We start from the raw sequence: 26,265 nt of genomic DNA, 5'->3' as shown, positions 1-26,265 counted from the left end.
TAACTTTATTTATGAAGCACCTATATTTAGATGCTTTAGAATGCGTGTTGAACCGTATATACTCAAGTCATACTAATAACGATAAAACGCTCTCATTATGACCAAATTAGGCTTACGCGATTCTGTTTTAACACTGACCCTGATCCCAACGGTGATCATAGGATTACTACTTGGTGGCTATTTTACAATAAATCGTTACATTGAGCTTGATGAAATTTTATATCAGCAAGGCACTACTATTTCTGAGCCCCTTGCTATTGCGCTTGAGCAACCCATGCTCGAAAAAAACAAACAGCTATTGAATCGCCTTATAAGCTACACACATAACAAGCACTCCCCTACAATTAAGTCGATTGCAATTTTTGATAAAAATAATGCGCTATTAATGACCAGTAATTATCACCGCTCATTTGAAAAGTTAATTAATCAAAAAACGCTCATAAATTTAAAAACCACCCATGTGCAAAAGTCAGATGAGCTTGTTACATTTTTCACACCCATTATTAACCATACAAGTCACGATTCTAAATGGGACCCGTCGGCTTTTCAGTCATCTCTGGGCACCGTTATTATACAGCTAAATAAAGACCAAGCTGTTATAGGGCAACAACGAGCTTTATTAATTAGCGGTATTGTAATTATTTTATCATTGGTGTTTGCAGCTATTTTAGCTTTAAAGTTAAGCCGCATGTTTATGACGCCGCTTAATAAGTTAGTACTTGCAACCGACAAGTTAGTTGAAGGTAAAAGAAGTACTGGCCTTAACGACAACATGATTGGTGAGTTTGAGTTACTTCGAGAAGGCTTAAACACCATTGCTCACACTATGGTGATGCAAAAAGATGAAATGCAAAAAAATATTGATCAAGCAACAAGCGACTACCGCGAAACACTAGAGCAATACGAAACGTCAAATATAGAGCTCTCGTTTGCAAAAAAAGAAGCGCAAGATGCTAACCGTGTAAAATCAGACTTTTTAGCTAAAATGAGTCACGAGCTTCGTACTCCGTTAAACGGTGTTATTGGATTTACACGCCAGCTTTATAAAACACCGCTGAATAAACATCAAAAAGATTACCTCGACACTATTATGCTCTCAGCAAATAGTTTAATGACTATTATTAGCGATATTCTAGACTTCTCCAAACTAGAAGCGGGTGCAATGGAACTTGAGTCGATTCAGTTTCAACTTCGTGATGCTGTAAATGAAGTGATGACGCTACTCGCTCCTAGCGCACACGATAAGCAATTAGAGCTATCCATTTACATTAACCAACAAGTACCGGATGACTTAACGGGCGATCCCACTCGCTTTAAACAAGTCTTAATAAACCTGTTAAGTAATGCGATTAAATTTACCGAAAAAGGCTCTATTAAGGTCGACATAAGCCATCGGTTACTCGACGACGAACGCACTTCTTTACTTGTGTCAGTAACAGATACTGGCGTGGGTATACCTATGGATAAGCAAGACTCTTTATTCACTCCATTTGGGCAAGCAGACTCAAGCATTACACGTAAGTTTGGTGGTACAGGCCTTGGTCTTATTATTACCAAGCATATTGTTGAAGCAATGAGTGGTCGTATAACGTTAAATTCTGCGCCTGGTAACGGTACCTGCTTTACATTCAATAGTGTGTTTAGTTTGCCAAATCACGTATTTACAAATGACTTACCGACTAAATCGCTCATTGGTAAGCGTATCTTATATTTAGAGCCACATGAGCATACGCACCATGCCGTACTTTCGTTATTAACCCAGTGGGAATCAAACGTTACGGCATGCTTTAACGAAACTAGCTTTTTAGACGCTATAAAAAATACTGAACATAAATATGACGTTTGCTTAATTGGCCATATGGCATCAGTTGATGATATGCAGCAACTAAAAAGCTATGTAAAAGCCGTGCGTGAATCTACTGATTACTTATATTTAATGCTTAATACTGTATCGCACAATATGCGAGAAGCCTTTATAGGCAGCGGAGCTGATGCATGTTTAAGTAAGCCACTTAATCACCGTAAGTTATGTGAAGTACTTGCAGCACCTTACAGACTTGACCACCCGACTCATAATATTGAACAAAACGATCAAGCTCTACTGCCGTTAAAAGTATTGGTTGTTGATGATAACGATGCTAATTTAAAACTTCTCCATACTTTGTTAAGTGAACAGATTGAAGTAATAGAAACGGCTCATAATGGTTCACAGGCATACAGTTTAAGTAAAAGTCATAAATACGACATAATTTTTATGGATATACAAATGCCAATTATGGACGGTATAACCGCATGTAAGCTTATACAAGAATCATCACTTAATGAAGACACACCCATTATCGCTGTAACGGCACACGCCCTTCAAAGCGAAAAAGAGCAACTACTAAAAGATGGCTTTAAAGGCTATTTAACTAAGCCTATTGATGAAGATATGCTTAAACAAATTATTAGCGACCATAGTCCACAGACTCCTGTTAATCGTGACAAAGCTAAAACAGATATACCACAAAGTCCTGCACCATTTCAAAGTAGTAGAATTGATTGGGCACAAGCCCTGCAGCGTGCTGGCGGAAAGAGCGAGTTAGCGCTAGAGATGCTTAACATGCTACTTTTAAGTGTCCCTGAGACCCTTACATTACTTGCTAAAGCAATAGAGAGTAACGATTGCCAGCAAGTGTTAAGTATTGTTCATAAATTTCATGGTGCATGTTGTTACACTGGTGTACCAAAACTTAAATCACTCGCAGAAACAATCGAAACATCGCTTAAAAATAAATGCTTGTTAGAGAATATTGAACCTGAATTATTTGAGTTACAAGATGAGCTTGAAAACCTACTTGCAGATGCAAGTGTGACCGAACTGCAAAGATAAGCTTTGAATTTTAGATACAAAAACGCGGTATTTACCGCGTTTTTTTATTAAGCTTTTTAAATACTTATGTTTGCTTATCTTACATTCTTGCTTCAATCATTAATCGTTTCATGTCGCGTACGGCTTTATCGAGCCCATCTATCGCTGCACGAGCAATAATAGCGTGACCAATATTTAGCTCATAAATCTCAGGCATTGCAGCGATTGGTTTCACGTTATGATAATGAAGACCATGGCCAGCGTTAACAATCAAACCTAAGCTTGCTGCGTATTTAACACCTTCACGAATGTGCTCTAACTCTTTGTGTAAATCAGTATCATTTGTGGCATGAGCGTACGCGCCTGTGTGTATTTCTACATAAGGAGCACCACATTCTTTGGCTGCATCTAACTGTGCTTTATCTGCATCAATAAATAGCGATACTTTAATACCCGCTTCGGTAAGCGTTTTTGTTGCTGCTTTAATTTTATCTATATTACCGGCTACGTCTAAGCCACCTTCGGTTGTTAATTCTTCGCGCTTTTCAGGTACTAAACACACGTACTCAGGTTTTACTTCAAGCGCGATTTTTATCATTTCATCGGTAACAGCGGTTTCAAGATTCATACGAGTTTGAATGGTTTTAGCCATTACATAAACGTCGCGATCTTGAATATGGCGTCTGTCTTCACGTAAGTGAATCGTAATACCGTCTGCGCCTGCATGCTCTGCTACACTGGCTGCATGAGCTGGATCTGGATAGCTTGTTCCACGCGCTTGGCGAAGTGTTGCAATATGATCTACGTTTACACCCAAAAGAATATCTTTCATTTTCTTACCTGTAAAATTACGTTTATTGAGAGGCCATAAATAGCTCGCGGCTTTTTAATGGTTTACTACCTAATAAGGGTTTTAATAAATAGCGACTTAATTGCTTTGCCATATATAGCACATCATTTTGGCTAAAGTCATGATTTGCTATGGCGTTGAGTTGTTTGCCACTAAATCCAGAACGTGTATCTTCTTGTACTAAAAAACCAAGTTCGGGGAAATAACTATACGTCTGCTTTTCATCTATTGGTTCACCACTGGCGTCAAAACTAAAATCCACGCCATAACCGAGTAATTCCAATAGTTGAAACTCGTATGAGCGAAGCACCTCTTGTAAATTAGCCCCGCTGTTTAGGTTTGATAGATGAGTTTTATATAGCTCAAATACTTGTTCAATTGGCTCGTTAACAGGAACGATACGATTTGTAAGCTCATTTAAATAAAAACCACAATAAAGCTCATCACCTTTTAAAAAGTGCGAGTTCTCATGCAGTTCAAACTTATTGATATATTTTAAATCGTACTTGCCACTGTAATTAACAAGCAGTGCCTGAAACGGCTGAAGTTGTGCTTTATGTTTAGTGGCCTGGCGACCACTAATTCGGGCCAGCATTCTTAACTGACCAACGCCTTCTACAAGCATATCTAACATTACTTGGGAGTCACTATAAGGACGCCGATGTAATAAATACGCGGTGTAGAAGTCGCTATCCATTCACTAAGCTACTGCTTGGTCTAGTCTTCACTGTAACCTAAGCTTCTTAGTGCACGTTCATCGTCAGCCCAACCCGACTTAACTTTAACCCAAAGCTCTAAGAATACTTTGTTATCAAGCATTTCTTCTATGTCTTTACGGGCTTCACGACCAATGGTTTTTAGCTTTTCGCCTTTATTACCAATAACCATGCGTTTTTGTGTTTCGCGCTCAACAAGAATCAACCCGTTGATATGCCAAATACCGTTGTCTTGCCATTTAAACTGCTCAATTTCAACAGTTACAGAATACGGCAATTCTTCGCCCATAAAACGCATTAGTTTTTCACGAATTACTTCAGCTGCCATAAAGCGCATTGAACGGTCAGTTACATAATCTTCCGGAAAGTAAAATTCGCAAGGAGGTAAGCGTTTAGTTACTTCTGCTTTGATTAAATCAACATTTTTACCTTGCGTTGCCGATACTGGCATAATTCCAACAAAATCAAACTTGTCACTTAACCACTTCATATGAGGCAACACAAGGTCACGGTCTTTAACTTGGTCTATTTTATTAATAACCAATAATACCGGCTTACCACTTTGCGATACTTTATTAAGTACCATGTCGTCATCGGCATTCCAATGAGTGCCCTCAACTACAAAAATAATAAGCTCAACATCGCCGATAGAACTAGACGCGGCACGGTTCATTAAACGGTTAATCGCACGTTTTTCTTCAACGTGTAGACCTGGTGTATCTATGTATACCGCTTGGTGTTTATCTTCGGTATGAATACCCATAATACGATGACGCGTGGTTTGTGGTTTACGTGAGGTAATACTCACTTTTTGCTCAATAATTTCATTAAGCAAAGTCGACTTACCTACGTTTGGGCGCCCTACAATAGCAACCATTCCACAAAACGTATCTACATCACCTTCATGAGGCTGTATTAGGGTATCAAGGTTCATTTTTAAGTATCTTCAATGCTTTTTCAGCAGCTTTTTGTTCGGCTTTACGGCGCGAGCTACCTACAGAAATTATGCTATCCATTCCATCAACAATACATTCGACCGTGAATGTTTGATTGTGTGCTTGGCCTTTGGTATCAACCACAGTGTAACCCGGTAAAGATAATTTACGGGCTTGTAAATACTCTTGCAGCAGGGTCTTCGGATCTTTTTGGTTAAGCCCTGGTGAAATAGCATCTAATCGTGATTCGTACCATGACAATATAAGATCGCCACAGCTATCAATACCTGAATCTAAAAATGCAGCGCCAATAATAGCTTCTACTGCATCAGCAAGCGTTGACTCGCGACGGAATCCGCCACTTTTAAGCTCGCCCGGCCCTAAGCGTAAATAATCGCCTAGGCCAAATTCAAGACCAAACTCGGCAAGTGTTTGACCACGCACAAGCGTTGAGCGCATGCGGCTTAAATCGCCTTCACGCGCTTTAGGAAATTTGGCATAAAGTGCATTGGCAATCACAAAGCTTAAAATAGAGTCGCCTAAAAATTCTAGTCGCTCATTATGCTGGCCTTTGTGGCTGCGGTGCGTCATTGCTTGCTCAAGTAAACCTTGATCGGCAAATTCATAGCCAATTTTTTTATATAATTCTGTTACATTTTTTTTCATCGTTACTGAATATTACCTAGGCGCTCAAAGCGAACACCAGTTGGAACCCATCCTGGTAAAATATCATCAGGGCCATTCTCAAATTCAAAACTCATCCATATAAAGACAGCTTTACCCACCAAGTTTTCTTTTGGTACAAAGCCCCAAAAGCGACCATCTTGGCTGTTGTCGCGGTTATCACCCATCATAAAATAATGATCAGCAGGAACAGTCCATTCATCAGAAGGCGTGCCCGGTTGCTGGTAGTAACGCCCTTTTCTCTCAGGCGCTTGTGGGTTGATTAATATATCATGCGTAACTGTTGTTAAATTTTCATTTACACGAGCTAGAGGCATTGGGCCTTGTTTAAATTCGTTATCATTAATTAGTTTAAAATCAATTTTATTGAATTCATTACATAAAAGCTCACCCTGCTGGGTTTCGCCTTCTTTACAATTTGGCTGAATATATAAACGTTTATCGCGATAAACAATTTTATCGCCAGGTAAACCAATTGTACGTTTAATATAGTCAACATTTTCATCTAAAGGGTATTTAAAAACAACAATATCACCACGCTCAGGCTGCCCAATATCAACTAATTGAGTACGCCAAACAGGGTCTTTTATTCCATATGAATACTTTTGTACTAAAATAAAATCACCTACTAATAATGTAGGCATCATTGAACCGGATGGAATTTGAAACGGTTCAAAGATAAATGATCTAAAAATAGTAATTGCTGCAATCATCGGGAAAATCGACTTTGCTGTTTCTGTTAGTACTGGTTCTGGTGCAATTAATGCCGCCGTTTCTTCATCTAACGGCGCTCCAGCAGACGTTTGCGCTATCGCTAAGCGCTCCTGTCTTTTAGGTGCATACATTAAGTGATCTATTAACCATATTAAGCCTGAGCCTAAAGTTAATAACACCAATAAAACTGAAAAATAACCAGCCATTTATAATCCTTTGTTTTTATTTGCCAACTTTTAAAATAGCTAAAAACGCTTCTTGAGGCACTTCAACATTACCTACTTGCTTCATACGTTTTTTACCATCTTTTTGCTTTTTAAGTAGCTTTTTCTTACGGCTCACATCACCACCGTAACACTTAGCAATTACGTTTTTACGTAATTGTTTTACCGTGGTACGGGCAATAACATGTTGTCCGATAGCAGCTTGAATCGCTATATCAAACATTTGACGTGGGATAAGCTCTTTTAACGCATCAGCTAACTGGCGACCACGAGACTGTGCACCATCTCTGTGAACAATTATCGCAAGTGCGTCAACGCGCTCACCATTGATTAAAATATCAACACGCACCATATCTGATGTTTGAAAGTGTTTAAAGTTATAATCAAGCGACGCAAAACCACGGCTAGTTGATTTTAATTTATCAAAGAAATCCATCACCACTTCAGCCATAGGTAGCTCGTACGTTACAGCTACTTGCTTTCCGTGATAAGTCATTTTTGTTTGGCTACCACGTTTTTCAATACACAAAGTAATAACGTTACCTAGGTATTCTTGTGGTACCAAAATATTAGCTTCAACAATCGGCTCACGAATCTCTACAATATCGTTTACTGCAGGCAAATCAGATGGATTATCAATCTGAAATGTACCTTCTTTAGTAACTATCTCATAGATTACCGTAGGTGCTGTTGTAATTAAATCAATATCGTATTCACGCTCTAAACGCTCTTGAATGATTTCCATGTGTAGCATACCTAAAAAGCCACAGCGGAAACCAAAGCCTAGTGCAGTTGAATTCTCTGGTTCAAAGAATAACGACGCATCGTTTAAGCTTAATTTATTAAGTGCATCACGGAACGATTCATACTCATCTGATGCAATTGGGAACATACCCGCATAAACCTGAGGCTTAATTTTTTGAAAGCCAGGTAAGCGAAGTGGAGCTGCATTTTTTTGATGAGTAATAGTGTCACCTACTGGCGCACCATGTATCTCTTTAATACCAGCAATAACAAACCCTACTTCACCTGTTCTTAAAATACCGGTGTTGGTTTGCTTAGGAGTGAACACACCTACTTGGTCGGCAGTATGTATATGCTCGTTCGACATTATTTTTATTTTGTCGCCAGTGCGTAATTCACCGTGCTTAATACGCACTAGTGATACAACGCCTTGGTATGGGTCAAACCAAGAATCGATAATAAGTGCTTGTAAAGGTGCATCTTTGTCGCCTACTGGCGGCGGTACATCTTTAACAATCATTTCAAGAACTTCGGCAATACCTACACCTGTTTTAGCGCTACACTGCACTGCATCAAGGGCATCAATACCAATAATCTCTTCAATTTCTTCTGCAACACGTAAAGGATCCGCTTGCGGTAAATCGATTTTATTAAGTACTGGAATTACTTCTAATTCCATTTCAATAGCGGTGTAACAGTTAGCTAGTGTTTGTGCTTCAACGCCTTGGCCTGCATCAACAACAAGCAACGCGCCTTCACAAGCAGCTAAAGATCGTGAAACTTCATACGTAAAATCAACGTGTCCTGGAGTATCAATGAAATTAAGTTGGTAGGTTTCGCCGTCGTTCGCTTTGTAATTCAACGTTACACTTTGCGCTTTAATGGTAATACCACGTTCGCGCTCAATATCCATTGAATCCAAAACTTGTTTTTGCATTTCACGGTCGGTTAAACCGCCACAAACTTGGATCAAACGATCTGAAAGGGTCGATTTACCATGGTCAATATGGGCGATGATCGAAAAATTACGGATATGCTTCATAAACTGGATTCTATACTTCTATTTTAATGGACTAAATATGAATACCTAAGTGACTTGAAAATACTTGCTTTAGGATGCCATAAGCTAAATTTGTATATAACAAACTGTACTTACGCTTTTTAAGATGGGTTACAACCATTTTATGTATTGAATAACAATAAGTTATATTTACTTAACTTAAATAATTCAGCCAGATAAAATAATTTAAAAAACCACGGTTCCCTGTATTTCCAAGTTACTTTGGTATAAAACGGCAATTTTACATTTAATTGGCGTCAATCACCATCTATTTGAGTTAAAGGGATACTAATTGGGTGAATTTTTATAACTTTTATATCGTGCTTTAGAGATTTCACGCGAGTTTTAGCTATAAAAAAGCCAGTAACGCCACCTAGAGCAGCAGCTAAAATCTGCCAGCCTTCGGAAGCTATAAACAATTGCGCCGCAACAAATGCAAAAACAAGACTCAAAAGGAGCGGTAGCATGTAAACCGCAAAAGCATGCTTAACAACATGACTATCATCTAGTGACAAAGTGACCTTTTGCCCTATTTCTACAGAGGATTCAAATTTATAAGGAAAGGTTTTTTTTGCAGTGCCAAATAATTTACTAAACACTTGTGAGCCGCAACGACCATTGCAGCCTTCACAAGCTTGTTTTTGCTGTGCTTCTAAATGAGCAATGTGGCCATCGAGGGCCACAACAGTGAGGGTTTGTTCAATCATAACAATCCTTACGGAATCGTCTATAGTGCGCGGGTAACTGACTCTGCAATCGCTTTTGCGGTCATACTCGGTACATTACCAACAACCGAAACATCAAAATTACCGCCATTATGCACATATACTGTCGTTGCACCAGAAGTGAGTGCTCCACTTAAACGCTTACCTGGTAATGGGCGCTGAATAAATACAGAAACCTCAACAAAACCATCAGAGAACAAGTAATAATCAGTTAACTCGTTATTTAAATCGAGCTTATGTCTGTCTGATTTTAGCAACTCAAAGCCATCTGGTAACCAGCTAATTTTCCAATTAGTGGCAGTACTATCTTCATTTATAAGTGCATCGTTTGGCAAAGGCGTTGGAAAGTTTCGATTGAGCACTTCAACTAGCATACCGGCTGGCTGCTCTGTCACACTAATATGTGTAAGCTGTAACTGCTCTAAGGCTTCACCTTCATGGTTAACGTACGCGGCTTTTAGCAACAACGACGATTCCATATCCAGCCAAATCCAATAATTATATTTATACTCGTCTTTAGATTCAATGCGAACAAGTTGCGCTGCGCGCCCTGCAATACGCCCTTTGCCGCCTAGTACAAAATCATAGTGCGCACTTAAGCGATCTATATCTTTAAATAGTACTTCAGGGATTGGACCTGCTATTGAATCTGTTTTTAGAGAATATGGTTCAGACTGAGGTTCAAAATAAGTAACTTGATTATCGATACGGACCATTTCAAGCCCAGCACCGTTAAGTAAACTTAAATGCTCAAGTTCGGTGTCACCTTGTAAAGCATGCACCCATCGGTAGGGTTCCATTGTTTTACCTTTGACAACCACAAACGAGGCGTCAAAATTACGGGTGTGAACGGCATTAGCCATTTTGAGTAATAAATCTTTGGCAGGATTTGTGTCGTTGGCAAATGCATTAAAGCTTACTACCAACGACAGAACAAAAGTGATTACTTTCATTTAATTAGTTTTTTTCCTCAGACGCTTTGGTATTAGTTTGCGCTGTTTCTAAAGAATTCGCAACTCGTGCTTGGCGTTGATGCTCAAGAACTAACGCACCAATACGCTGTTGCTGTAGTTCACGTAAACCTTGCTCAGCATTTTCAAGCGCAGGCTCAGACGAATAACTTACTGGCGAGGCCATACCTGCTAGCGGTGTGGTTTGCAGTAATGGAATTTCACTTTGCTGCTCATTGTTACTTTGAGGAAGCGTATTAACGCCCACAATAGCAAACATCGCTACACTTGCTGCAATAGCTAATTGGGCAACTGGTTTGCGCCAATTAAAAGCGACTACTTTATTATCTTGTACTGTTTCAGTGATTGCTTGAGGCTGTGTTTTTGACTGACTAAAGTCAGCATAAACAGGCTCGCTTTCTAGTGCTAATGCAACGCGATCGCTAATATCAATATGTATGTCGTTATTATTTTTTTGAGCACGCATCGCATCACCAATTAACGCATAACGGCCAAACGTAGTTACATCTTGCTCTGCAATTTTTGCATCAGTTAGATGTTGCTCGCCATCAAGTAATGCCGATAACGCTTCGTTATCTAACTTGTTAAGGTGTGCTTTTGTCATACTAAGACTCGCCTATTAATGGGTTTAATTTGTTATCTATTGCTTCACGGGCACGAAATATACGCGAACGCACAGTCCCGACTGGGCAATCCATTACCACTGCTATTTCTTCATAGCTCATCCCTTCTATTTCTCTAAGGGTGATTGCGGTTTTAAGATCTTCAGGCAAACTATCAATCGTATTAAAAATAACAGCGCGTACTTCTTCGCTTAAAAGTAGGTTTTCAGGAGATGCATTCGATCGCATTGAATCTGCACAATCATAAAACTCGGCATCTTCAGCGTCTATATCATTTGCTGGCGGCTTACGCCCCTGGGCTACTAAGTAATTTTTAGCACAATTAACGGCAATACGGTATAACCACGTGTAAAAGGCGCTGTCACCTCTAAAGTTAGGAAGTGCACGGTAAGCTTTAATAAAAGCTTCTTGTGCTACATCAGCAATATCGCCTTGGTTAGATACATAACGTGAGATCAAACCTGCTATTTTGTTTTGATACTTCTTTACTAATAGGTTGAAGGCGTTTTTATCTCCTTGCTGGACCCTTTTTACTAGCACTAAATCTAATTCCTGCTCGCTCATTCGAGCCGGTACTCCTATGTCTGATTTTTGCTTGTTATTCATATTGTCGTCATTGTTCACAAATACTCTGACCTCTTTATGAATAAAAAGTTCTGCTTAATATTATTTTTTTATAAAATAGATGATAATAACGGCGCTAAGCCTTTAAAATCACTACGTAGTAGTATGACAAATATGATACAACTACAGATATTAAAAACAAATATTGCTCTATATGAGCATTGTAACCGCAAAGTACCTCTGACATGAACCAAAATAAACATCACATTGCAGATGTCGCTATTATAGGTAGCGGCGCAGCAGGCTTATCACTTGCATTATCTCTAGCTAATTATTGTAACGTTACCGTGATCAGTAAAGGAGCGCTTACCGAAGGTTCTACTTTGTATGCCCAAGGCGGTATAGCTGCTGTATTTGATAAACAAAACGACAGCATAGAATCTCATGTTGAAGATACTCTCGATGCAGGCGGTGGTTTATGCGATAGAGACGCTGTTCATTATACCGCCAGCAATGCTCACGATTGCCTACAGTGGTTAATCGACCAAGGCGTACCCTTTGATATGGAGTTTGATAGCAAAGGAAAAGAGCGTTTTCACTTAACACGTGAAGGTGGTCACAGCCATCGTCGTATATTGCATGCAGCCGATGCAACAGGCAAAGCGGTGCAAACAACACTTATCAGCCAAGTTAAAATTCATAAAAATATAACGCTTTTAGAGCAATACAACGCCATTGATTTAATCACAGATAAAAGCGCCGGTAAAACAGGCTCACACATTGAAGGCATGTATGTGTGGAACAAAAAAGCTAAAAAGGTAGAAACCATTTCAGCTAAATTTGTTGCTCTTGCAACCGGTGGTGCAAGTAAAGTGTATTTATATACATCTAATCCAGACGTATCAAGTGGTGATGGTATTGCAATGGCTTGGCGTGCAGGTTGTAAAGTTGCCAACATGGAATTTAATCAATTTCATCCAACAAGTCTTTATCATCCAGAGCTACAAAACTTTTTAATTACCGAAGCCATGCGCGGTGAAGGGGCTTATTTAAAGCGCCCTGATGGAACTCGGTTTATGAAAGACTTTGATAGCCGTGAAGAGCTTGCTCCACGCGATATAGTGGCACGCGCAATCGATTTTGAAATGAAGCGCTTAGGCGCCAATTGTGTTTATTTAGATATTAGCCACAAAGATAAAGACTTTATTATTGAGCACTTTCCTACTATTTACGCAAAATGCTTAAGTGTAGGCCTCGATATAACGAAAGAAGCAATCCCAGTTGTGCCTGCTGCGCATTACACCTGTGGTGGTGTAATGACTGACTTTAACGGCAAAACAGATCTCGATAACTTATATGCTGTAGGTGAAGTTGCTTACACAGGCTTACATGGTGCAAACCGTATGGCAAGTAATTCACTATTAGAGTGCATTGTATTTGCCCACGCTGCAGCTAAAGATATTTTAAGTAAAATTGAACATGCACCAGAGCCGATAGCGCTTCCTCATTGGGATGAGAGCCGTGTTAGTAACTCAGATGAAGAAATTGTTATTACCCATAACTGGCATGAACTACGTTTATTTATGTGGGATTATGTAGGTATTGTACGCTCTACTAAACGCTTAGAACGAGCACTGCATAGAGTTGAGTTGCTACAGCAAGAAATACACGATTACTATGCAAACTTTAGAGTAAGTAACAACTTACTTGAGCTTCGTAATTTAGTGCAAGTATCAGAGCTAATTATTAGAAGTGCTATGGAGCGAAAAGAAAGCAGAGGCTTGCATTACACTATTGATTACCCTGAACAAAGTGAAAACCCAACGCCGACTATTTTGACTCCAAAACGCAATTAATTGCGCCGACAGTGGCACGTTTTAGACGCGCATAACTTTGCTCATTAACACCATTGGCTGAAATTATAAGCCAATGGTTGTTACTAAAACCTTTAATATGAAGCCATATATTATTACCATAAAATCGGCTTTTGTTACTTATTTCACCCTGAATTTTTAAGCTCTCGCCCTCAAATCTAAATAACTTTGGTTCTAATATTATAATTCCCTCATTTGGGTGAATTGCTAATACTTTGCGCCACATTATCAAGCCAGCTAGTGCATTTAGTATTAAACAAAAAAGCATGGCTAATAGTGAATCTAAAAATAAACATAATATAAAACTGAGCATACAAAAAAAGACCACAATTGGTTTGTGGTCAGCTTTATTATTTGTAACCGTAAACCTATACACGAACTCGGTCTAAGATCAGCGAAACCATACCGTTTAACTGCTCGTCTTTACATTCTTCATGACCCATAAACCATGCAAATAAGTCAGGGTCTTCTTCTGTTAGCAAACGCTGAAAGATAGCCTGTTGCTCTGCGCTCAAAGAGTCGTATGCTTCTTCTACAAACGGCATAAACAAAACATCTAGCTCTAACATGCCACGACGACAAGCCCAACGAATACGTGCTTTACTATGAATTTCAACCATTTTAAACCTCATACTTAATTGACTCGAGTTTAACAAACACAAGCCTATTTAGCAGCTATTAATCTCTCATTAAATAATAAACCCGCACCAATAAGCGCTTGTCTGTACCATACGTAACAACTGCGTTATTATGTCACTTCATTTATATTGCAAAGAAGGTTTTTATGTCGAGCGTTTATGCATGTCCGTTATCTCATCAACTTATTAGCCTCTGCGGTGCTGATAAATTATCTTATTTGCACGGACAAATCACTCAAGATCTAAATAAATTAACCAGCAGTAATTATTTGTGGGCTGGCCATTGCAGCGCCAAAGGTAAACTTTGGGGTGTATTTAAATTATTTTCTTACCAAGATAACTACTACCTTGCGGGTAGCCAAGCTGAAGTTGAAAAATCATTAGCTGAACTTAAAAAATACGCTGTATTTGCAAAAGTTGATATTACTGAATGCTCAAAGCGTTTAATTGGTTTAATTGGTGATGATTTATCGGATGTACTGGCACAACTTGATATTAGCTTTGAAGGCGATGCAAGCGCGTGTGATTTTACGAATGGTAAAGCGCTAAAATTAGCTGATAACCGTGTTTTAATAATGGTTGATAACCAATTTAGCATGCCTGATAACGTATCCACACTTGATAACGAAGCCCCTTGGCAACAAGCAGCGATGCTTGCCGGTGAGCCTCAGCTAAGTGCAGATGCAATTGGCGAGTACGTTCCTCAAATGGTAAACCTACATGCTATTGGCGGTATAAGTTTCAAAAAAGGGTGTTATACCGGTCAAGAAACAGTAGCCCGTATGAAGTACCTTGGTAAAAATAAACGTGCAATGTATATCGTTTCAGGGCAAAGCGAAGGGATTCTTTCAGAGCCTGATTTAGAAACCCAATTAGGCGAAAATTGGCGCCGTGCAGGTAAACTTATTGCACAAAGCTTTGATGAGCAAACAAATAAATTAACAGGCCTCGTTGTGTTGCCAAACGATACTGATGTAACTCAGGTACTTCGTGCAAAACACACACCTCAGGTGGAGCTAAGCATTCTGCCTCTACCTTACTCTCTTGAAGATGAATAAATAGGAATGACTATGATCGTTGCGGCAAACAAAGTGGTAAAAATGCATTATTCAGTAATGGATAATGATGGCAATAGCATTGATAACTCGTTCGGTGGTGAGCCACTACACTTTATCATTGGCACAGGCTATTTAATTTCAGGCCTAGAAAATGCTTTGCTGGGCAAGCAACCAGGCGACACGCTTAGCGTAAAGGTTGAACCTGAAGAAGGTTACGGCGAGCGCCACGAAAACCTAATGCAAACAGTACCTAAATCAATGTTTGAAGGTATGGAAATTGAAGTTGGCATGCAATTTCGTGCATCAACAGATGATGGTGACCAATCAGTAATGATCATCGATATCCAAGATGAAGAAGTGATTGTAGATGGTAATAACCCACTTGCAGGTATAACACTTAACTTTGATGTAGAAATACTAGAAGTACGTGATGCTACAGAAGATGAATTAACTCACGGCCACGTACATGGCGAAGGTGGGTGTGGTCACGACCACTAATGTACTGCTAAACAAATAAAAAAGCGCCTAAGGCGCTTTTTTTATATCATATTGTTACGCTTAACCGTTTCAGCTTTTGGCTTACTAGGCAGCGCGATTGATACGTTTTTTTCTTTTAAAGCAGCTAGTAAACCTTTTTGATCGTTTGTACCAACTCTATACAAGGTGCCATCTTTGAGCGTTAACTGTATTGCACTAAAGCCAGATACTGTATACACCCAACCATCATGAGTAATTCGCATACCAATACCGTGCCTGTAAGAGTTTTGAACTGCTTTTGCTTCTGCTACTTCTCTAAGCTCAATACTTTGCCCAGCAACGCCTGGACCAAACGCCCAGCTAATATTTTTATCATCTACTTTTACTGTTAGGCCATTGAACAAAAAGCCCACCAGCACTAAAATCCCAGTAAATATTATTAAAGGTCCATCAGCGCCTAACAAGTTCCACGCAAGCGCCACAAAACCGCCAATCCACGCTAATACAAAAAAGATAAACACCGCATACTGTTTATGCTGATACATAATATTCTCTAAATTAAATAAATACTTAAAAGCTGTATACCAATGTAGCACTCAGCTCTGAGTCAAACTTGAGTTTATCATCTTCGGGTTTTGAATTATAACGATACATGTAGGTAAATTTGAGTGATACCGCGCCAATCACTTGGCTTATCAGTGCGGTTTCCGATTTTAAGCGAGAATTAAGACCTGAAAGCGACTGCTCTATACTCACATCTTGATTAAAACGAGTGCGCTTAGAAACCAAGCGTTCCCACTGCATTGCAACACGTACTAAATAACCGGTTTTATCAATTTCATCTTCGCTCACATCCGAATCTTCATCGGCGACTGAACGGTATAAACCAGGTCCTATATCAATATCTACTTTGTTTTTAGAGCCTTGATATACACGCGCACCATAGCCTGTCGCCACCGTGCTTTTAAAATCAAGTCCACTAAATTCATCTTCTTCGTAATCACCGTAAATAAAAAATGAGGAGTTTTTAACACCTACTTTATAGTTACCTTGCGCTGATACAAAAATACGATTAGCTGTAACATCAGTGCCACCGCTTTCATCGTTTTCATCACGCTTATAAAGAGAGTCTATTTTAAATTGGTTACGCCACTTTTCAAAATCTTGGTATAAATTACCTTTGAGCTTAAAACTGGTCGAATTGGTGTTACCTTTACTTAGAATAAAACCAAATTCAGTATCACCGTAAAGCATATCACCTTTGTGTAACTCATGAATTTCTTCATCAGAGAGCTTGCCATATTCATGAAAATCTTCAAATGGATCAACAGCCCAACTTGGGCAGCTAATTATTAAAAAAATTAAAAATAAATACTTACGCACAACACTCTCTCTGCACACAATTATAAAAATAAGCGGTATTGCTTATTCACTCTCTTTCCATAAAATATGACAAAACGGAGCATCTTTATCACGACTAATCAAAATTTTAGCAAACAAAACATCATCATTTTCAAATTCTAAACCAACTAGCACCTGAATAAAGTGCTCTGGCTCAATCTCAAGGGCAACAAAATCTTGCCACTGATCGTCTGGCTCGTCTTCTTCGATAAAGCCTAGGTCTTCTCTGAACTCATTAAAGTCTTCAACATCTTTATCACTCAAGTTATTTGGCGCTAGCTCTAAAAAAATATCATAAGCTTGGTGAGTAGCTTCTTCTACCGTATATAAACGTGGACCCGACATATGTGCTTAACCTTAAGCTTTTAAGTTGCGCTATATTATCAAATCTCATCATCATTTTGATAAAAAAAAGCGTAAAACACTGACTTTTTTGTAACTGAGTCATGCTTTATTCAGCATACAGCTCAAACAATAAATAACAATTTAACTAACCCATTGAATATCAAGATTACTTTTTTAATTTAAGCTTAAAATAACAACGTAAAAAATTTTATTATCTCAAGTTCTAATTGTTTAGCTTTTTCTCATCTAAATCTAACCCTTTAAGACTACAGCTTTAGCAATAAATTCCATTTATTTAAAAAATACCGTCACTTTACTTAATTCTTATAACAACATAAGCTCAACTAACAGGTCAGAGGAGTGTGTAATGATAAAACTAGAAAAACAAAATGGCATTGCAACCGTCACGCTTAGCAGAGCAAAAAAACAAAACGCATTAAGCTTTGAAATGTTTGTAGAGCTAAACAAAGCCATTAAAAACATAAAAAGAGATCGCAGTATTCGTGCTGTAGTAATAAAAGGCGATGGCGAGCATTTTTGTGCAGGGCTTGATATATCAGCCGTAATGGCGGCACCATTGAATATTATAAAATTATTGCTTAAATGGTTACCTGGCAATCAAAATTTAGCGCAAAAAGTAGTATTAGGCTGGCAGTCACTGAGTGTGCCCGTTATTGCACAAATTGATGGCAACTGTTTAGGGGGAGGATTACAAATAGCGCTGGGTGCTGATTACAGGATTGTTCATATTGATGCCAAGCTTGCCATTATGGAAGCGCGTTGGGGCTTGTGCCCCGATATGGGCGCAAATGTAATGATGAGCGGTTTAGTTAAGCGTGACCAAGCACTTTGGCTTGCAAGCCACGCAAACCCAATCACAGCACAACAAGCAAATGAGCTAGGTTTAGTTACTCAGCTTACCGATGATACTCAACAAGCCACGCAAAACATGCTCAATACATTACTTGAGCGCTCACCCGATACGCTTGCTGCTATTAAACGTGTTACACAACTTAGCTATAAACCAAACCAACGAAAAATACTCGCTAAAGAAACTTTCAGCCAAATTCGCTTACTGCTAAACCCAAACACTAAAAAAGCAATTGCTAAAGCAAAAGGAAAAGCGGATATAACCTACGCAAATACAAAGCACTGGTAGACTATTGCACAATGCATAAAAGAGTTTGATTTGTTAAAGTTAAGCTCTTATCTTTTCTGTGAGCCACTTTGATGAAATACCTGCTCAGTAGCGCTATTATTTTACTATGTTTAGCCTGCGCTAAACTCATTATGCATTTTATTGGTGGAAGCTTTCCTGCGCCGTTACTCGCTATGGTTATTTTATTAGTTTTACTCTTATCGGGTATTGTAAGAGAGCAACATGTAAAACCATGCGCCTCCCCTATTTTAAATATTATGCCTATCTTTTTCATTCCAGCGGGTGTGGGATTTATTGAGCATCTCGGTCTTATAAAATCGCACTGGGCATTTTTAGCCTCAGTTGTGGTGCTTGTTCCTATAACTACCTTATTGCTTGTTAGCAGTGTAATTGCGTACTTTAAGGGAAAAGAAAATAATGACTAATCTTACTTTTTCCGCTATTTCAGAGCTACAACCTAATTTATGGTGGCTAAGTATTCCTTTTATTATTGTATTATTTTTAGCGCTAAGGGCCGTAAACCAAAGTATAAAAAGCAGCGTATTTAAATCGCTCACCAACCCCGTATTTTTAAGTATTAGTATTATTGCTTTATTACTCGTTAATCTAAATTTGCCTTATACGCAATTTGCCACGCACAGCAAATTACTAAGCTGGTTATTAGAGCCCGCAATTGTGGCTCTAGCGCTTCCTTTATATCAGCAGTTTACACACGTACGAAAAAATCTATTACTTATAGTCGCAACATGTAGCTTAGGCATTGTTAACGCAACCGTTGTGGCATTTTTGCTAAGCATATTATTTAATTCGCCAGCGCAGCTAAGTGCATCTGTTGCCGCACTCAGTGTGACGACCCCAATATCTTTAATTGTTACCGACTCGTTAGGAGGGATTAGCTCACTTGCTGCGGCTTTAGTTATTTTTATTGGTTTACTAGGCGCTTTATTTGGTTTTATGCTTTTTAAACTCATTAATATTTTTAATCACGAATCTCAAGGCGTTGCCATGGGCACAGCTTGCCATGCAATTGGGACAGCTGCTGCTATTGCTGAGCATCCAAAAGTAGGCGCTTACTCATCAGTTGCAATGGCACTAAGTGCTTTATTAACAGCGATTATAGTGCCGCTGTTATATCCATTTTTAGTCAACATTTTGCTATAGTTGGAAAAATACAACATAGCCCTAACTTAGAGCGCTTTATGATCAGTTCTGAAATCGAACAGTTTGAAAAATATTACACCATGCTTACTGAGTATATGGTTACCTACAGTATGCAAATTGTTGGCGCTATTTTTATCGTCCTCATTGGTTTGTGGATAGCACAAAAGCTTGCCAAATTTGTAGCCGCGTTAATGACCCGTCATAACGTTGATATTACGCTCACAAACTTTGTCAGTAGCGTGGTAAAAGTACTGCTCATTGTAATGGTTATAATTATTGCACTTGGCAAAATAGGTATTAGCGTTACGCCATTTGTAGCAGCCATTGGTGCTGCATCTTTAGGTGCTGGTTTAGCGCTGCAAGGAATGCTTTCTAATTATGGTGCAGGCCTTGCCATTATAGCCACTCGACCTTTTGTTGTTGGTGATACTATTGAAGTTAAAAATGTAAGCGGCCAAGTTAAAACAATTGAGCTTGGCTACACTATTTTAATCAATGAAGAAAAAGTAGAAATCACCATTCCAAATAAGCACATAGTGGGTGAAATACTTCATAACTCATTTAGTTACTCATTGGTCAAAGGTGAAATAGACATAGCCTATAGTGCTTGCTCTGATAACGCGATTAGCCTCATTGAAGACGTACTTAAAGCACATGAATTAGTCGCACAAAATCCGTTATCACAAGTGGGTATTGAACGCTTCGCCGATAGCGGTGTTACAATAAGCTACCGATATTGGGTGCCTACTACTAAAATTATCGAAACCAAACTGGCTATTAACGGTGGTGTTTATAAAGCAATTAATAACGCTGATATTGAAATTCCATTCCCTCAACGCGTCATTACAATTAACAAAGCCGACCTAGAAAGCTAATTTATTTTTATAGTGAGCTTGCATATCTGCAAGCTCATTCTTTACTACCCCCCTCTGCTCAGAATAAACTCAAATAGTTGTGTTATAGATTTATTTGCCATATAAATAGTGTTAATAAATATCAATACGCACTTAATTTTAATAATAAAAAAACAATAATGAGTAATGATGATGCGCAACCCCTTCTACCTAGGCGATTGGCAAGTAACACCCTCAACTAACTCAATTCAACTCACTGGTAAAGCCAAACAGTTAGAGCCCAAAGCGATGGAGGTTTTATTGCATTTGTGTCAACAAAATGGCGACATTGTAAGCAGCGATGAATTGCTCAATAAATGCTGGAAAAATACTGATATTGGCGATAATCCATTACATAAAACTATCACTCAGCTAAGAAAAGCGCTCGGTGATAAAGCCAATGAACCACATTATATTGAAACTATCCGTAAACGTGGCTACCGCATTATTGCAAAATTATCTTTTCCGTTAGCAGATCCTATCCCAAGCACTAAAAGTACATGGCAGGGAGGATCCCCTTTCTTAGGCCTGCGTGCATATAACCCAAATGATACCCACGTTTTTTTTGGCCGTACCCAATCTATAGCTACCCTGCTGGAAAGGATATCTAGCCAGGTAAATTACGGTCGTGCTTTTTGCTTAATACTTGGCCCTAGTGGTACAGGTAAATCCTCGCTTGTTAATGCTGGAATTTTACCAAAACTGCTAGATGAGCGAGGCTATAATGGCATCGGTGTTATTTCCTACACCCAGATCGACTTTGCAGATGTGCATAAAAATAGACTTTTTCTAGACTTAGCTTCTGCATTACTTGATTGGGATATAAACGACCAGCCTGTGTTTGAAGGATTAAGCGCGCAAACACTTGCAGAGCAACTAGAATTGGCAATAGATGGCGTAATTAACGCCATACAAGCTGCACTTAGTAAAGCCTCTACAAAACTTAAAACACCCCAGTTATTTTTATTTATTGACCGCTTAGAAGTACTGCTTTCTTCTCCTATATTTAGTAGCGAAACACGCAGCCATTTTTTATCGGTTATTGAACGCTTAGCAATCTCTAAAGCTGTGATTGTATTTAGTGCGTGTCGTAACGACTTTTATCCTTTAGTGGTTGAACAACCAAGTTTAATGGCAGGCAAAGCTCATGGCGCGCACTACGATTTAACACCGCCAAACCGCCAAGAACTCCAACAAATTATTCGCCTGCCAGCGTTAACCGCTAATTTAACGTTCTCCAATGACCCACAAACCCAAACACCACTGGATGAAATATTGTGCGCCGATACCGCCAATAACCCCGATGCATTGCCCATGCTGCAATACACATTGCAAGAGCTGTACTTACAGCGCAGTGATAATAACGAGCTACTGCACAGTGTTTACACAAAACTCGGGGGTATTGAGGGCGCCATAGGCAAAAAAGCAGAAGATATATTTATTGACCTTAGTAATGAGCAACAGCAGCAACTAAAAAGCGTATTATCACAACTGATCACTTTAAACCCAGATGGTAAAACCATTACGAGCCGCGCTGCCCGCTGGCAAACATTAACCAACACAAGTCAAAAAGAGCTTGTGCAAGCCATGGTCGATAGCCGTTTATTTGTATCGCATTTACAAAACCAAGAAGCCTGTTTTAGTCTTGCTCACGAGGCATTATTGCGTCAATGGCCGCGCGCAAAACAATGGATTAATGACCATAAAGATGCCTTAGCAATAAAAAGTCGTTTACAACATCAAACACGAAATTGGGTAGATGAAGGCAAAAGTAGTGCTTACCTCCTAGCGCCAGGTAAACCACTACAAGAAGCGCAGCTATTACTTAACGACAAACTGTTTAAATTAGATGATAACGAGCATGCTCTTATCAAAAGCTCTGTAAACAAAATAAAAACAAAAATAAGAGCAAAACGAGTGACCGTTACTTTATTGTGCTTACTTACATTTACCGCGTTATTGATGAGCTTCATTAGTTTTAAAGCCCAACAGCATGCGCAAAACAAGCAGCTTGAGGCCGAAAGCTTACTAGGGTTTATGGTCGGCGACTTTGCCGATAAATTACGTAGCGTTGAACGTATGGACTTACTTGATGGTATTAGTAATAAAGCACTTGAGTATTTTACTAATCAAACTGACGATTCAAGTTCACTTTTTAGCTTTAGCGATAATAAAGCACAATTTAACAACCGTTTTCAGTACGCACAAACCCTCGAAGCAATGGGTGAAGTAGCTTATTCCCGAGGTAAAACTGATGAAGCCTTTACCGCCTTTGAAAACGCCCGCACCCGCCTTGAGGCATTATTAAAAATACAGCCTAATAACTTAGAACTACTAACGCTTGCAGGTGCCAATGCCTTTTGGCTTGGTCAATTAGCTTATGATCAAAATGATCATCAAGCTACTGAGCAAATGTTTAAAAAATACCACGCTTACAGTAAAAAAATGTATGCGCTGGCAGCCAATGATTTTAACTCCATTATGGAATTATCGTATTCATCTAATTCTTTAGGTTCTTTATACATAGAAAAATCCAACTACAGCGCTGCAAAAAAGAACTTTGCAGAGTCACTTTTACTTAAAAATAAAGCGCTTGAACTGAAACCCAATAACAAAGATTTACTTCGAGATAAATCCGATACGATTAGTTGGCTTGCAAAAACAGAAGAGAAGCTAAGTAACTTTAATGAAGCAGTTAATATATTGGAAGGTGCAGTTGACGTAATCACAAAATTGATTGCTGACTACCCTAGTGATGCAAGCCTTTTTTACACGTCAGCAAACCTATATATGCAACAAAGTTATTTACTGAGCTATTTGAGTGATAAACGGATGGCCCATAAAAAAGCCAGCTTGGCTAATCAAGTTATCAATGAAGCTTTAGTACAAGATCCAAAAAACAATAAATTTCAGCTTATGTATTATCGCTCTTTAGCACATTCACTAATGCTATCTACTGATGAAGCTACTGACTCAACAATTGAAAAAATAATTAATTTTTTAAAATCTCAAAATTTTAAAAATACCAGCACTATTAATACACAAATTACACTGATTCAATATTTTATAAATAGACAATCACCACTCAAAGCGCAGGAGTTATTAACTGAGCTTGAGAATAATGAAAACTACAAACATCAATTAGCCAGCCTAACTAAAACTGGTGATTACTTAGTATATACAAGAATAAACTTAATCAAAGCAAACTTAGCTACAACTAATAAACAGCGAGAGCAATTTTGCTTAAGTGCTATCAAAGCAATTTCTGAAGCTGCAAAAATAAGTCAGAGCGTAAAAATAACATACCCACTAGTACAAGCTTATACCTGTTTAAACAGAGAAGACGAGATATCAGAAATAAAAACAAGCCTAGTTAAATTAGGCATTACGAACTTCCAACTATAATTACTCATAAAGGAAATGATATGAATAACACCCTAGAAAATGTCGACTTTCAAGTAAATATTGAACTTAACAACGGTGAAGCTATTTTTAGCTATACAAAAAATGGCGAACCCGCTACTGGCGGTGGTGTTGTAAGAACTGAAACCGCTGGCAACTACAATTTAGACGATGCCACAATTCAAAATGGTTTCGTATTTACTGGCGCTACTATCACCGATATCGACACACAAAAACCATGCGCCCAAGACTTCAGCTATAAAGTAAGTGACAACGGCCACACAATTATCATTACCGACACAGATGAAAATAATGGCTCTGTATGCTTAATCTTTAACGTTGAGTGTAATGGCAATAAATATGAAAGCGCTGATCCTCAAGTTAAGAATGAAAAAGAACTCTAATTAGTAATGCTTATTTTTAAATTGCACAGGCATATTAATTGCGGTGTAATTTATTTAAAAACGCCCCTTAAATAAACTTAAATAACAACAACTTAAATCAGAAGGTTACCGAAAGGTTTAAAAACGATAAATTGAATAAACTGCTAGACATAAAGTTTCATTAACAATAAAAATGAGCAACACCATGTCTAACAATAATGAAAATAGCAAAGCAAACAACACCGACAGCGCTGTATCTGCATTAATCAGCAGCATTTCTAATACCGTTAACAATGAAAAAATAAGCGCAATTATTAATGTCACTAATGTCATGGCCGATGCTATTTTTATTGTTAATGCAGATGGGGTGTTTGAATCAGTAAATCCCGTAGCAGCACGTTTTTTCAATGTAACGTCTGATTCATTAATAGGTAAAAAATGGCAAGATTGTTTACAAGAACAGTATCGCGATGACTATAAATACATGTTTGAAAGTTGGAAAAACAACTATCAAACACCACTCAATCATGGTCCGAAAGAAGTTAAAATAAGAAAAAACAATGGTAACTGTTTAGATGTTGAGTTATCTATATCATGTTTACCCGAATCGGTAGTCGCAAGTACCCCACTTTTTATTTGTATAATGCATGATATTTCAAAGCACGTTAAAAAATACAAAGTACTGGAAAACGTAGCCAGACTTGATCATCTCACTGGTATTGCTAATCGCTGTACTTTAGAAAAAACCATCATTAAAAATTGGCAAGAGTGCATAGTTAACAAGCAGCCTCTTAGCTTTATACTTATTGATATTGATTACTTTAAATTATTTAACGATAACTTTGGCCATGTAAAAGGTGATAAGTGCCTTCAAAAAGTCGCTCGTACAATTGAAGAGTGCTTACCATCTAAAGACAGTTTAGTAGCACGCTATGGTGGTGAGGAGTTTGCTGTTGTGCTGCCTCGTTCGCACATTTCAAATGCACAAATGATTGCTAAGCGTATTCAAGAAAAAATACTCAACATTAATTTTAGAGATCTCGGTTTACCAGCGAATGTAAAAATAAGTGTAAGTCAGGGTTTAGCGTGTGAATACAATAATCAATACAGAACATCTGAGGCATTAATATGCGCGGCGGATACTGCCTTATACAGAGCGAAGTCGGAAGGTCGTAATAAATTATGTATAAGGTGATGTACTAACTATTTGGTATAGCATTTATCTACTAAAATAAAAAAACCGCAATTGCGGTTTTTTTATGACTTGAGAAAAGCTTAAATATCGATTAACAATCCTTCATCCTTTTTAATCTTTTCGATCACCATATAAGTATGATGAGTACCCACGCCGGGAATATCTACTAAGTCGCCAAGAACTTGTCTATATTCTTCCATATTAGAAACGCGAATTTTTAATAAGTAATCATAACCACCAGCAACCATGTCACATTCGACTACTTGTTCTATCCTTAATATGTGCTCTCTAAATACTTTAAATACAGCTGTATTTGAAGCAACAAGCGATACTTGAACATGCGCTACTAAGCTCTGATTAAGTTTAGCTTCGCTAAGCTTGGCATAATAGCCTTCAATATACCCTTCTTGCTCTAATCGTTTAACCCGATCTAGGCACGGGCTGGCACTCAAATTAACCTGTTTTGCGAGGTTAACATTAGAAATTCTGCCGTTCTTTTGAAGAACGTCTAGTATGGCTAAATCAATGCGATCTAGCATGCGTAATCTATTTGGAATTGTCATAACAGAATTTTATGCGGATAAGTTAAATTTATACCCTGTAAATTATCGTAAATCG

The 26,265-nt window shown here is 38.4% G+C and carries 27 protein-coding genes; 11 read left to right on the top strand and 16 right to left on the bottom strand.

Features of this window, described 5'->3' with window-relative positions; all coding sequences use genetic code 11:
* Window positions 1-97 precede the first annotated feature (97 nt).
* The gene (gene barA / locus H5116_RS10620; protein WP_182716100.1) at window positions 98-2,872 is read left to right on the top strand and encodes a two-component sensor histidine kinase BarA; all 2,775 of its coding nucleotides are present in this window, start codon (window positions 98-100) and stop codon (window positions 2,870-2,872) included.
* A gap of 79 nt (window positions 2,873-2,951) precedes the next feature.
* Here the strand turns inward: barA and pdxJ are convergent, their stop codons facing one another.
* The 10 genes from pdxJ to rpoE all read right to left on the bottom strand — a co-directional run bounded on the left by pdxJ (window position 2,952) and on the right by rpoE (window position 11,661).
* Window positions 2,952-3,683, bottom strand: a complete 732-nt coding sequence (gene pdxJ, locus H5116_RS10615) for a pyridoxine 5'-phosphate synthase (RefSeq protein ID WP_182716099.1) — start codon at window positions 3,681-3,683, stop codon at window positions 2,952-2,954.
* Window positions 3,684-3,705: 22 nt separating this feature from the next.
* On the bottom strand, window positions 3,706-4,398 hold the full coding sequence (recO, locus tag H5116_RS10610) for a DNA repair protein RecO (RefSeq protein WP_182716098.1): 693 nt from the start codon (window positions 4,396-4,398) through the stop codon (window positions 3,706-3,708).
* A gap of 20 nt (window positions 4,399-4,418) precedes the next feature.
* On the bottom strand, window positions 4,419-5,351 hold the full coding sequence (gene era / locus H5116_RS10605; RefSeq protein WP_182696102.1) for a GTPase Era: 933 nt from the start codon (window positions 5,349-5,351) through the stop codon (window positions 4,419-4,421).
* Window positions 5,341-6,018, bottom strand: a complete 678-nt coding sequence (gene rnc / locus H5116_RS10600; protein ID WP_002958715.1) for a ribonuclease III — start codon at window positions 6,016-6,018, stop codon at window positions 5,341-5,343. Before rnc ends, era begins: the two co-directional genes overlap by 11 nt.
* Window positions 6,019-6,020: 2 nt before the next feature.
* Complete coding sequence (lepB, locus tag H5116_RS10595; protein ID WP_002958716.1) at window positions 6,021-6,956, bottom strand: signal peptidase I; 936 nt, start codon at window positions 6,954-6,956, stop codon at window positions 6,021-6,023.
* Window positions 6,957-6,972: 16 nt separating this feature from the next.
* On the bottom strand, window positions 6,973-8,760 hold the full coding sequence (gene lepA / locus H5116_RS10590) for a translation elongation factor 4 (RefSeq protein ID WP_002958717.1): 1,788 nt from the start codon (window positions 8,758-8,760) through the stop codon (window positions 6,973-6,975).
* A gap of 275 nt (window positions 8,761-9,035) precedes the next feature.
* The gene (locus H5116_RS10585; protein WP_024594973.1) at window positions 9,036-9,485 is read right to left on the bottom strand and encodes a SoxR reducing system RseC family protein; all 450 of its coding nucleotides are present in this window, start codon (window positions 9,483-9,485) and stop codon (window positions 9,036-9,038) included.
* 20 nt (window positions 9,486-9,505) lie between these two features.
* Entirely contained in the window at window positions 9,506-10,456 is a 951-nt protein-coding gene (locus H5116_RS10580; protein ID WP_002958719.1) for a MucB/RseB C-terminal domain-containing protein, read from the bottom strand.
* Between the two features lie 4 nt (window positions 10,457-10,460).
* Window positions 10,461-11,078 carry a sigma-E factor negative regulatory protein gene (locus H5116_RS10575; protein WP_002958720.1) on the bottom strand — a complete coding sequence of 206 codons (618 nt, stop codon included), beginning with the start codon at window positions 11,076-11,078 and terminating at the stop codon, window positions 10,461-10,463.
* A gap of 1 nt (window position 11,079) precedes the next feature.
* Window positions 11,080-11,661 carry an RNA polymerase sigma factor RpoE gene (gene rpoE, locus H5116_RS10570; RefSeq protein WP_002958721.1) on the bottom strand — a complete coding sequence of 194 codons (582 nt, stop codon included), beginning with the start codon at window positions 11,659-11,661 and terminating at the stop codon, window positions 11,080-11,082.
* Between the two features lie 245 nt (window positions 11,662-11,906).
* Between rpoE and nadB the strand changes: the two genes are divergently transcribed.
* Window positions 11,907-13,517, top strand: coding sequence for an L-aspartate oxidase (gene nadB, locus H5116_RS10565; RefSeq protein ID WP_154903488.1), 1,611 nt, complete (start codon window positions 11,907-11,909; stop codon window positions 13,515-13,517).
* On the opposite strand, the gene H5116_RS20350 is transcribed toward nadB, so the two are convergent.
* The gene (locus H5116_RS20350) at window positions 13,492-13,848 is read right to left on the bottom strand and encodes a hypothetical protein (RefSeq protein WP_024597157.1); all 357 of its coding nucleotides are present in this window, start codon (window positions 13,846-13,848) and stop codon (window positions 13,492-13,494) included. The two genes, nadB and H5116_RS20350, sit on opposite strands and share 26 nt — an antisense overlap.
* A gap of 55 nt (window positions 13,849-13,903) precedes the next feature.
* Window positions 13,904-14,155 (bottom strand): succinate dehydrogenase assembly factor 2, encoded by a 252-nt coding sequence (locus tag H5116_RS10560; RefSeq protein WP_002958724.1) that lies wholly within the window; start codon window positions 14,153-14,155, stop codon window positions 13,904-13,906.
* A 164-nt stretch (window positions 14,156-14,319) separates the two neighbouring features.
* On the opposite strand from H5116_RS10560, the gene H5116_RS10555 reads away from it, so the two are divergent.
* Both H5116_RS10555 and H5116_RS10550 read left to right on the top strand, forming a co-directional pair.
* Window positions 14,320-15,231 (top strand): folate-binding protein YgfZ, encoded by a 912-nt coding sequence (locus H5116_RS10555; RefSeq protein ID WP_182696104.1) that lies wholly within the window; start codon window positions 14,320-14,322, stop codon window positions 15,229-15,231.
* Window positions 15,232-15,243: 12 nt separating this feature from the next.
* Complete coding sequence (locus tag H5116_RS10550; protein WP_182716097.1) at window positions 15,244-15,729, top strand: peptidylprolyl isomerase; 486 nt, start codon at window positions 15,244-15,246, stop codon at window positions 15,727-15,729.
* Between the two features lie 41 nt (window positions 15,730-15,770).
* Here the strand turns inward: H5116_RS10550 and H5116_RS10545 are convergent, their stop codons facing one another.
* Genes H5116_RS10545 through H5116_RS10535 form a run of 3 tightly spaced genes read right to left on the bottom strand, consistent with a single transcriptional unit; the run spans window position 15,771 to window position 17,454 of the window.
* Window positions 15,771-16,253 carry a hypothetical protein gene (locus H5116_RS10545; protein WP_182716096.1) on the bottom strand — a complete coding sequence of 161 codons (483 nt, stop codon included), beginning with the start codon at window positions 16,251-16,253 and terminating at the stop codon, window positions 15,771-15,773.
* Window positions 16,254-16,278: 25 nt separating this feature from the next.
* Window positions 16,279-17,091 carry a DUF481 domain-containing protein gene (locus H5116_RS10540; RefSeq protein WP_024597159.1) on the bottom strand — a complete coding sequence of 271 codons (813 nt, stop codon included), beginning with the start codon at window positions 17,089-17,091 and terminating at the stop codon, window positions 16,279-16,281.
* Between the two features lie 42 nt (window positions 17,092-17,133).
* On the bottom strand, window positions 17,134-17,454 hold the full coding sequence (locus tag H5116_RS10535; protein WP_002958729.1) for an HI1450 family dsDNA-mimic protein: 321 nt from the start codon (window positions 17,452-17,454) through the stop codon (window positions 17,134-17,136).
* A gap of 367 nt (window positions 17,455-17,821) precedes the next feature.
* On the opposite strand from H5116_RS10535, the gene H5116_RS10530 reads away from it, so the two are divergent.
* The 7 genes from H5116_RS10530 to H5116_RS10500 all read left to right on the top strand — a co-directional run bounded on the left by H5116_RS10530 (window position 17,822) and on the right by H5116_RS10500 (window position 25,647).
* Window positions 17,822-18,613: a crotonase/enoyl-CoA hydratase family protein gene (locus H5116_RS10530; RefSeq protein ID WP_024603617.1), complete on the top strand. Its 792-nt coding sequence runs from the start codon at window positions 17,822-17,824 to the stop codon at window positions 18,611-18,613.
* Between the two features lie 71 nt (window positions 18,614-18,684).
* On the top strand, window positions 18,685-19,038 hold the full coding sequence (locus H5116_RS10525) for a CidA/LrgA family protein (RefSeq protein ID WP_182716095.1): 354 nt from the start codon (window positions 18,685-18,687) through the stop codon (window positions 19,036-19,038).
* The gene (locus H5116_RS10520; protein ID WP_182693411.1) at window positions 19,031-19,774 is read left to right on the top strand and encodes an LrgB family protein; all 744 of its coding nucleotides are present in this window, start codon (window positions 19,031-19,033) and stop codon (window positions 19,772-19,774) included. The genes H5116_RS10525 and H5116_RS10520 overlap by 8 nt, the downstream gene beginning before the upstream one ends.
* Window positions 19,775-19,812: 38 nt before the next feature.
* The gene (locus H5116_RS10515) at window positions 19,813-20,649 is read left to right on the top strand and encodes a mechanosensitive ion channel family protein (RefSeq protein ID WP_002958733.1); all 837 of its coding nucleotides are present in this window, start codon (window positions 19,813-19,815) and stop codon (window positions 20,647-20,649) included.
* 168 nt (window positions 20,650-20,817) lie between these two features.
* Window positions 20,818-24,072 carry a winged helix-turn-helix domain-containing protein gene (locus tag H5116_RS10510; protein ID WP_182716094.1) on the top strand — a complete coding sequence of 1,085 codons (3,255 nt, stop codon included), beginning with the start codon at window positions 20,818-20,820 and terminating at the stop codon, window positions 24,070-24,072.
* Between the two features lie 20 nt (window positions 24,073-24,092).
* The gene (locus H5116_RS10505; protein ID WP_182716093.1) at window positions 24,093-24,473 is read left to right on the top strand and encodes a DP-EP family protein; all 381 of its coding nucleotides are present in this window, start codon (window positions 24,093-24,095) and stop codon (window positions 24,471-24,473) included.
* A 184-nt stretch (window positions 24,474-24,657) separates the two neighbouring features.
* On the top strand, window positions 24,658-25,647 hold the full coding sequence (locus tag H5116_RS10500; protein WP_182696568.1) for a sensor domain-containing diguanylate cyclase: 990 nt from the start codon (window positions 24,658-24,660) through the stop codon (window positions 25,645-25,647).
* Between the two features lie 80 nt (window positions 25,648-25,727).
* Here H5116_RS10500 and H5116_RS10495 read toward each other — a convergent pair whose 3' ends face one another.
* Complete coding sequence (locus H5116_RS10495; RefSeq protein WP_024596882.1) at window positions 25,728-26,210, bottom strand: winged helix-turn-helix transcriptional regulator; 483 nt, start codon at window positions 26,208-26,210, stop codon at window positions 25,728-25,730.
* Window positions 26,211-26,265: the final 55 nt, after the last annotated feature.

The sequence above is a fragment of the Pseudoalteromonas sp. SG45-2 genome (assembly GCF_014164115.1).
GTDB lineage: Bacteria > Pseudomonadota > Gammaproteobacteria > Enterobacterales > Alteromonadaceae > Pseudoalteromonas > Pseudoalteromonas distincta.
This window is presented reverse-complemented; position numbering and strand designations above follow the sequence as displayed.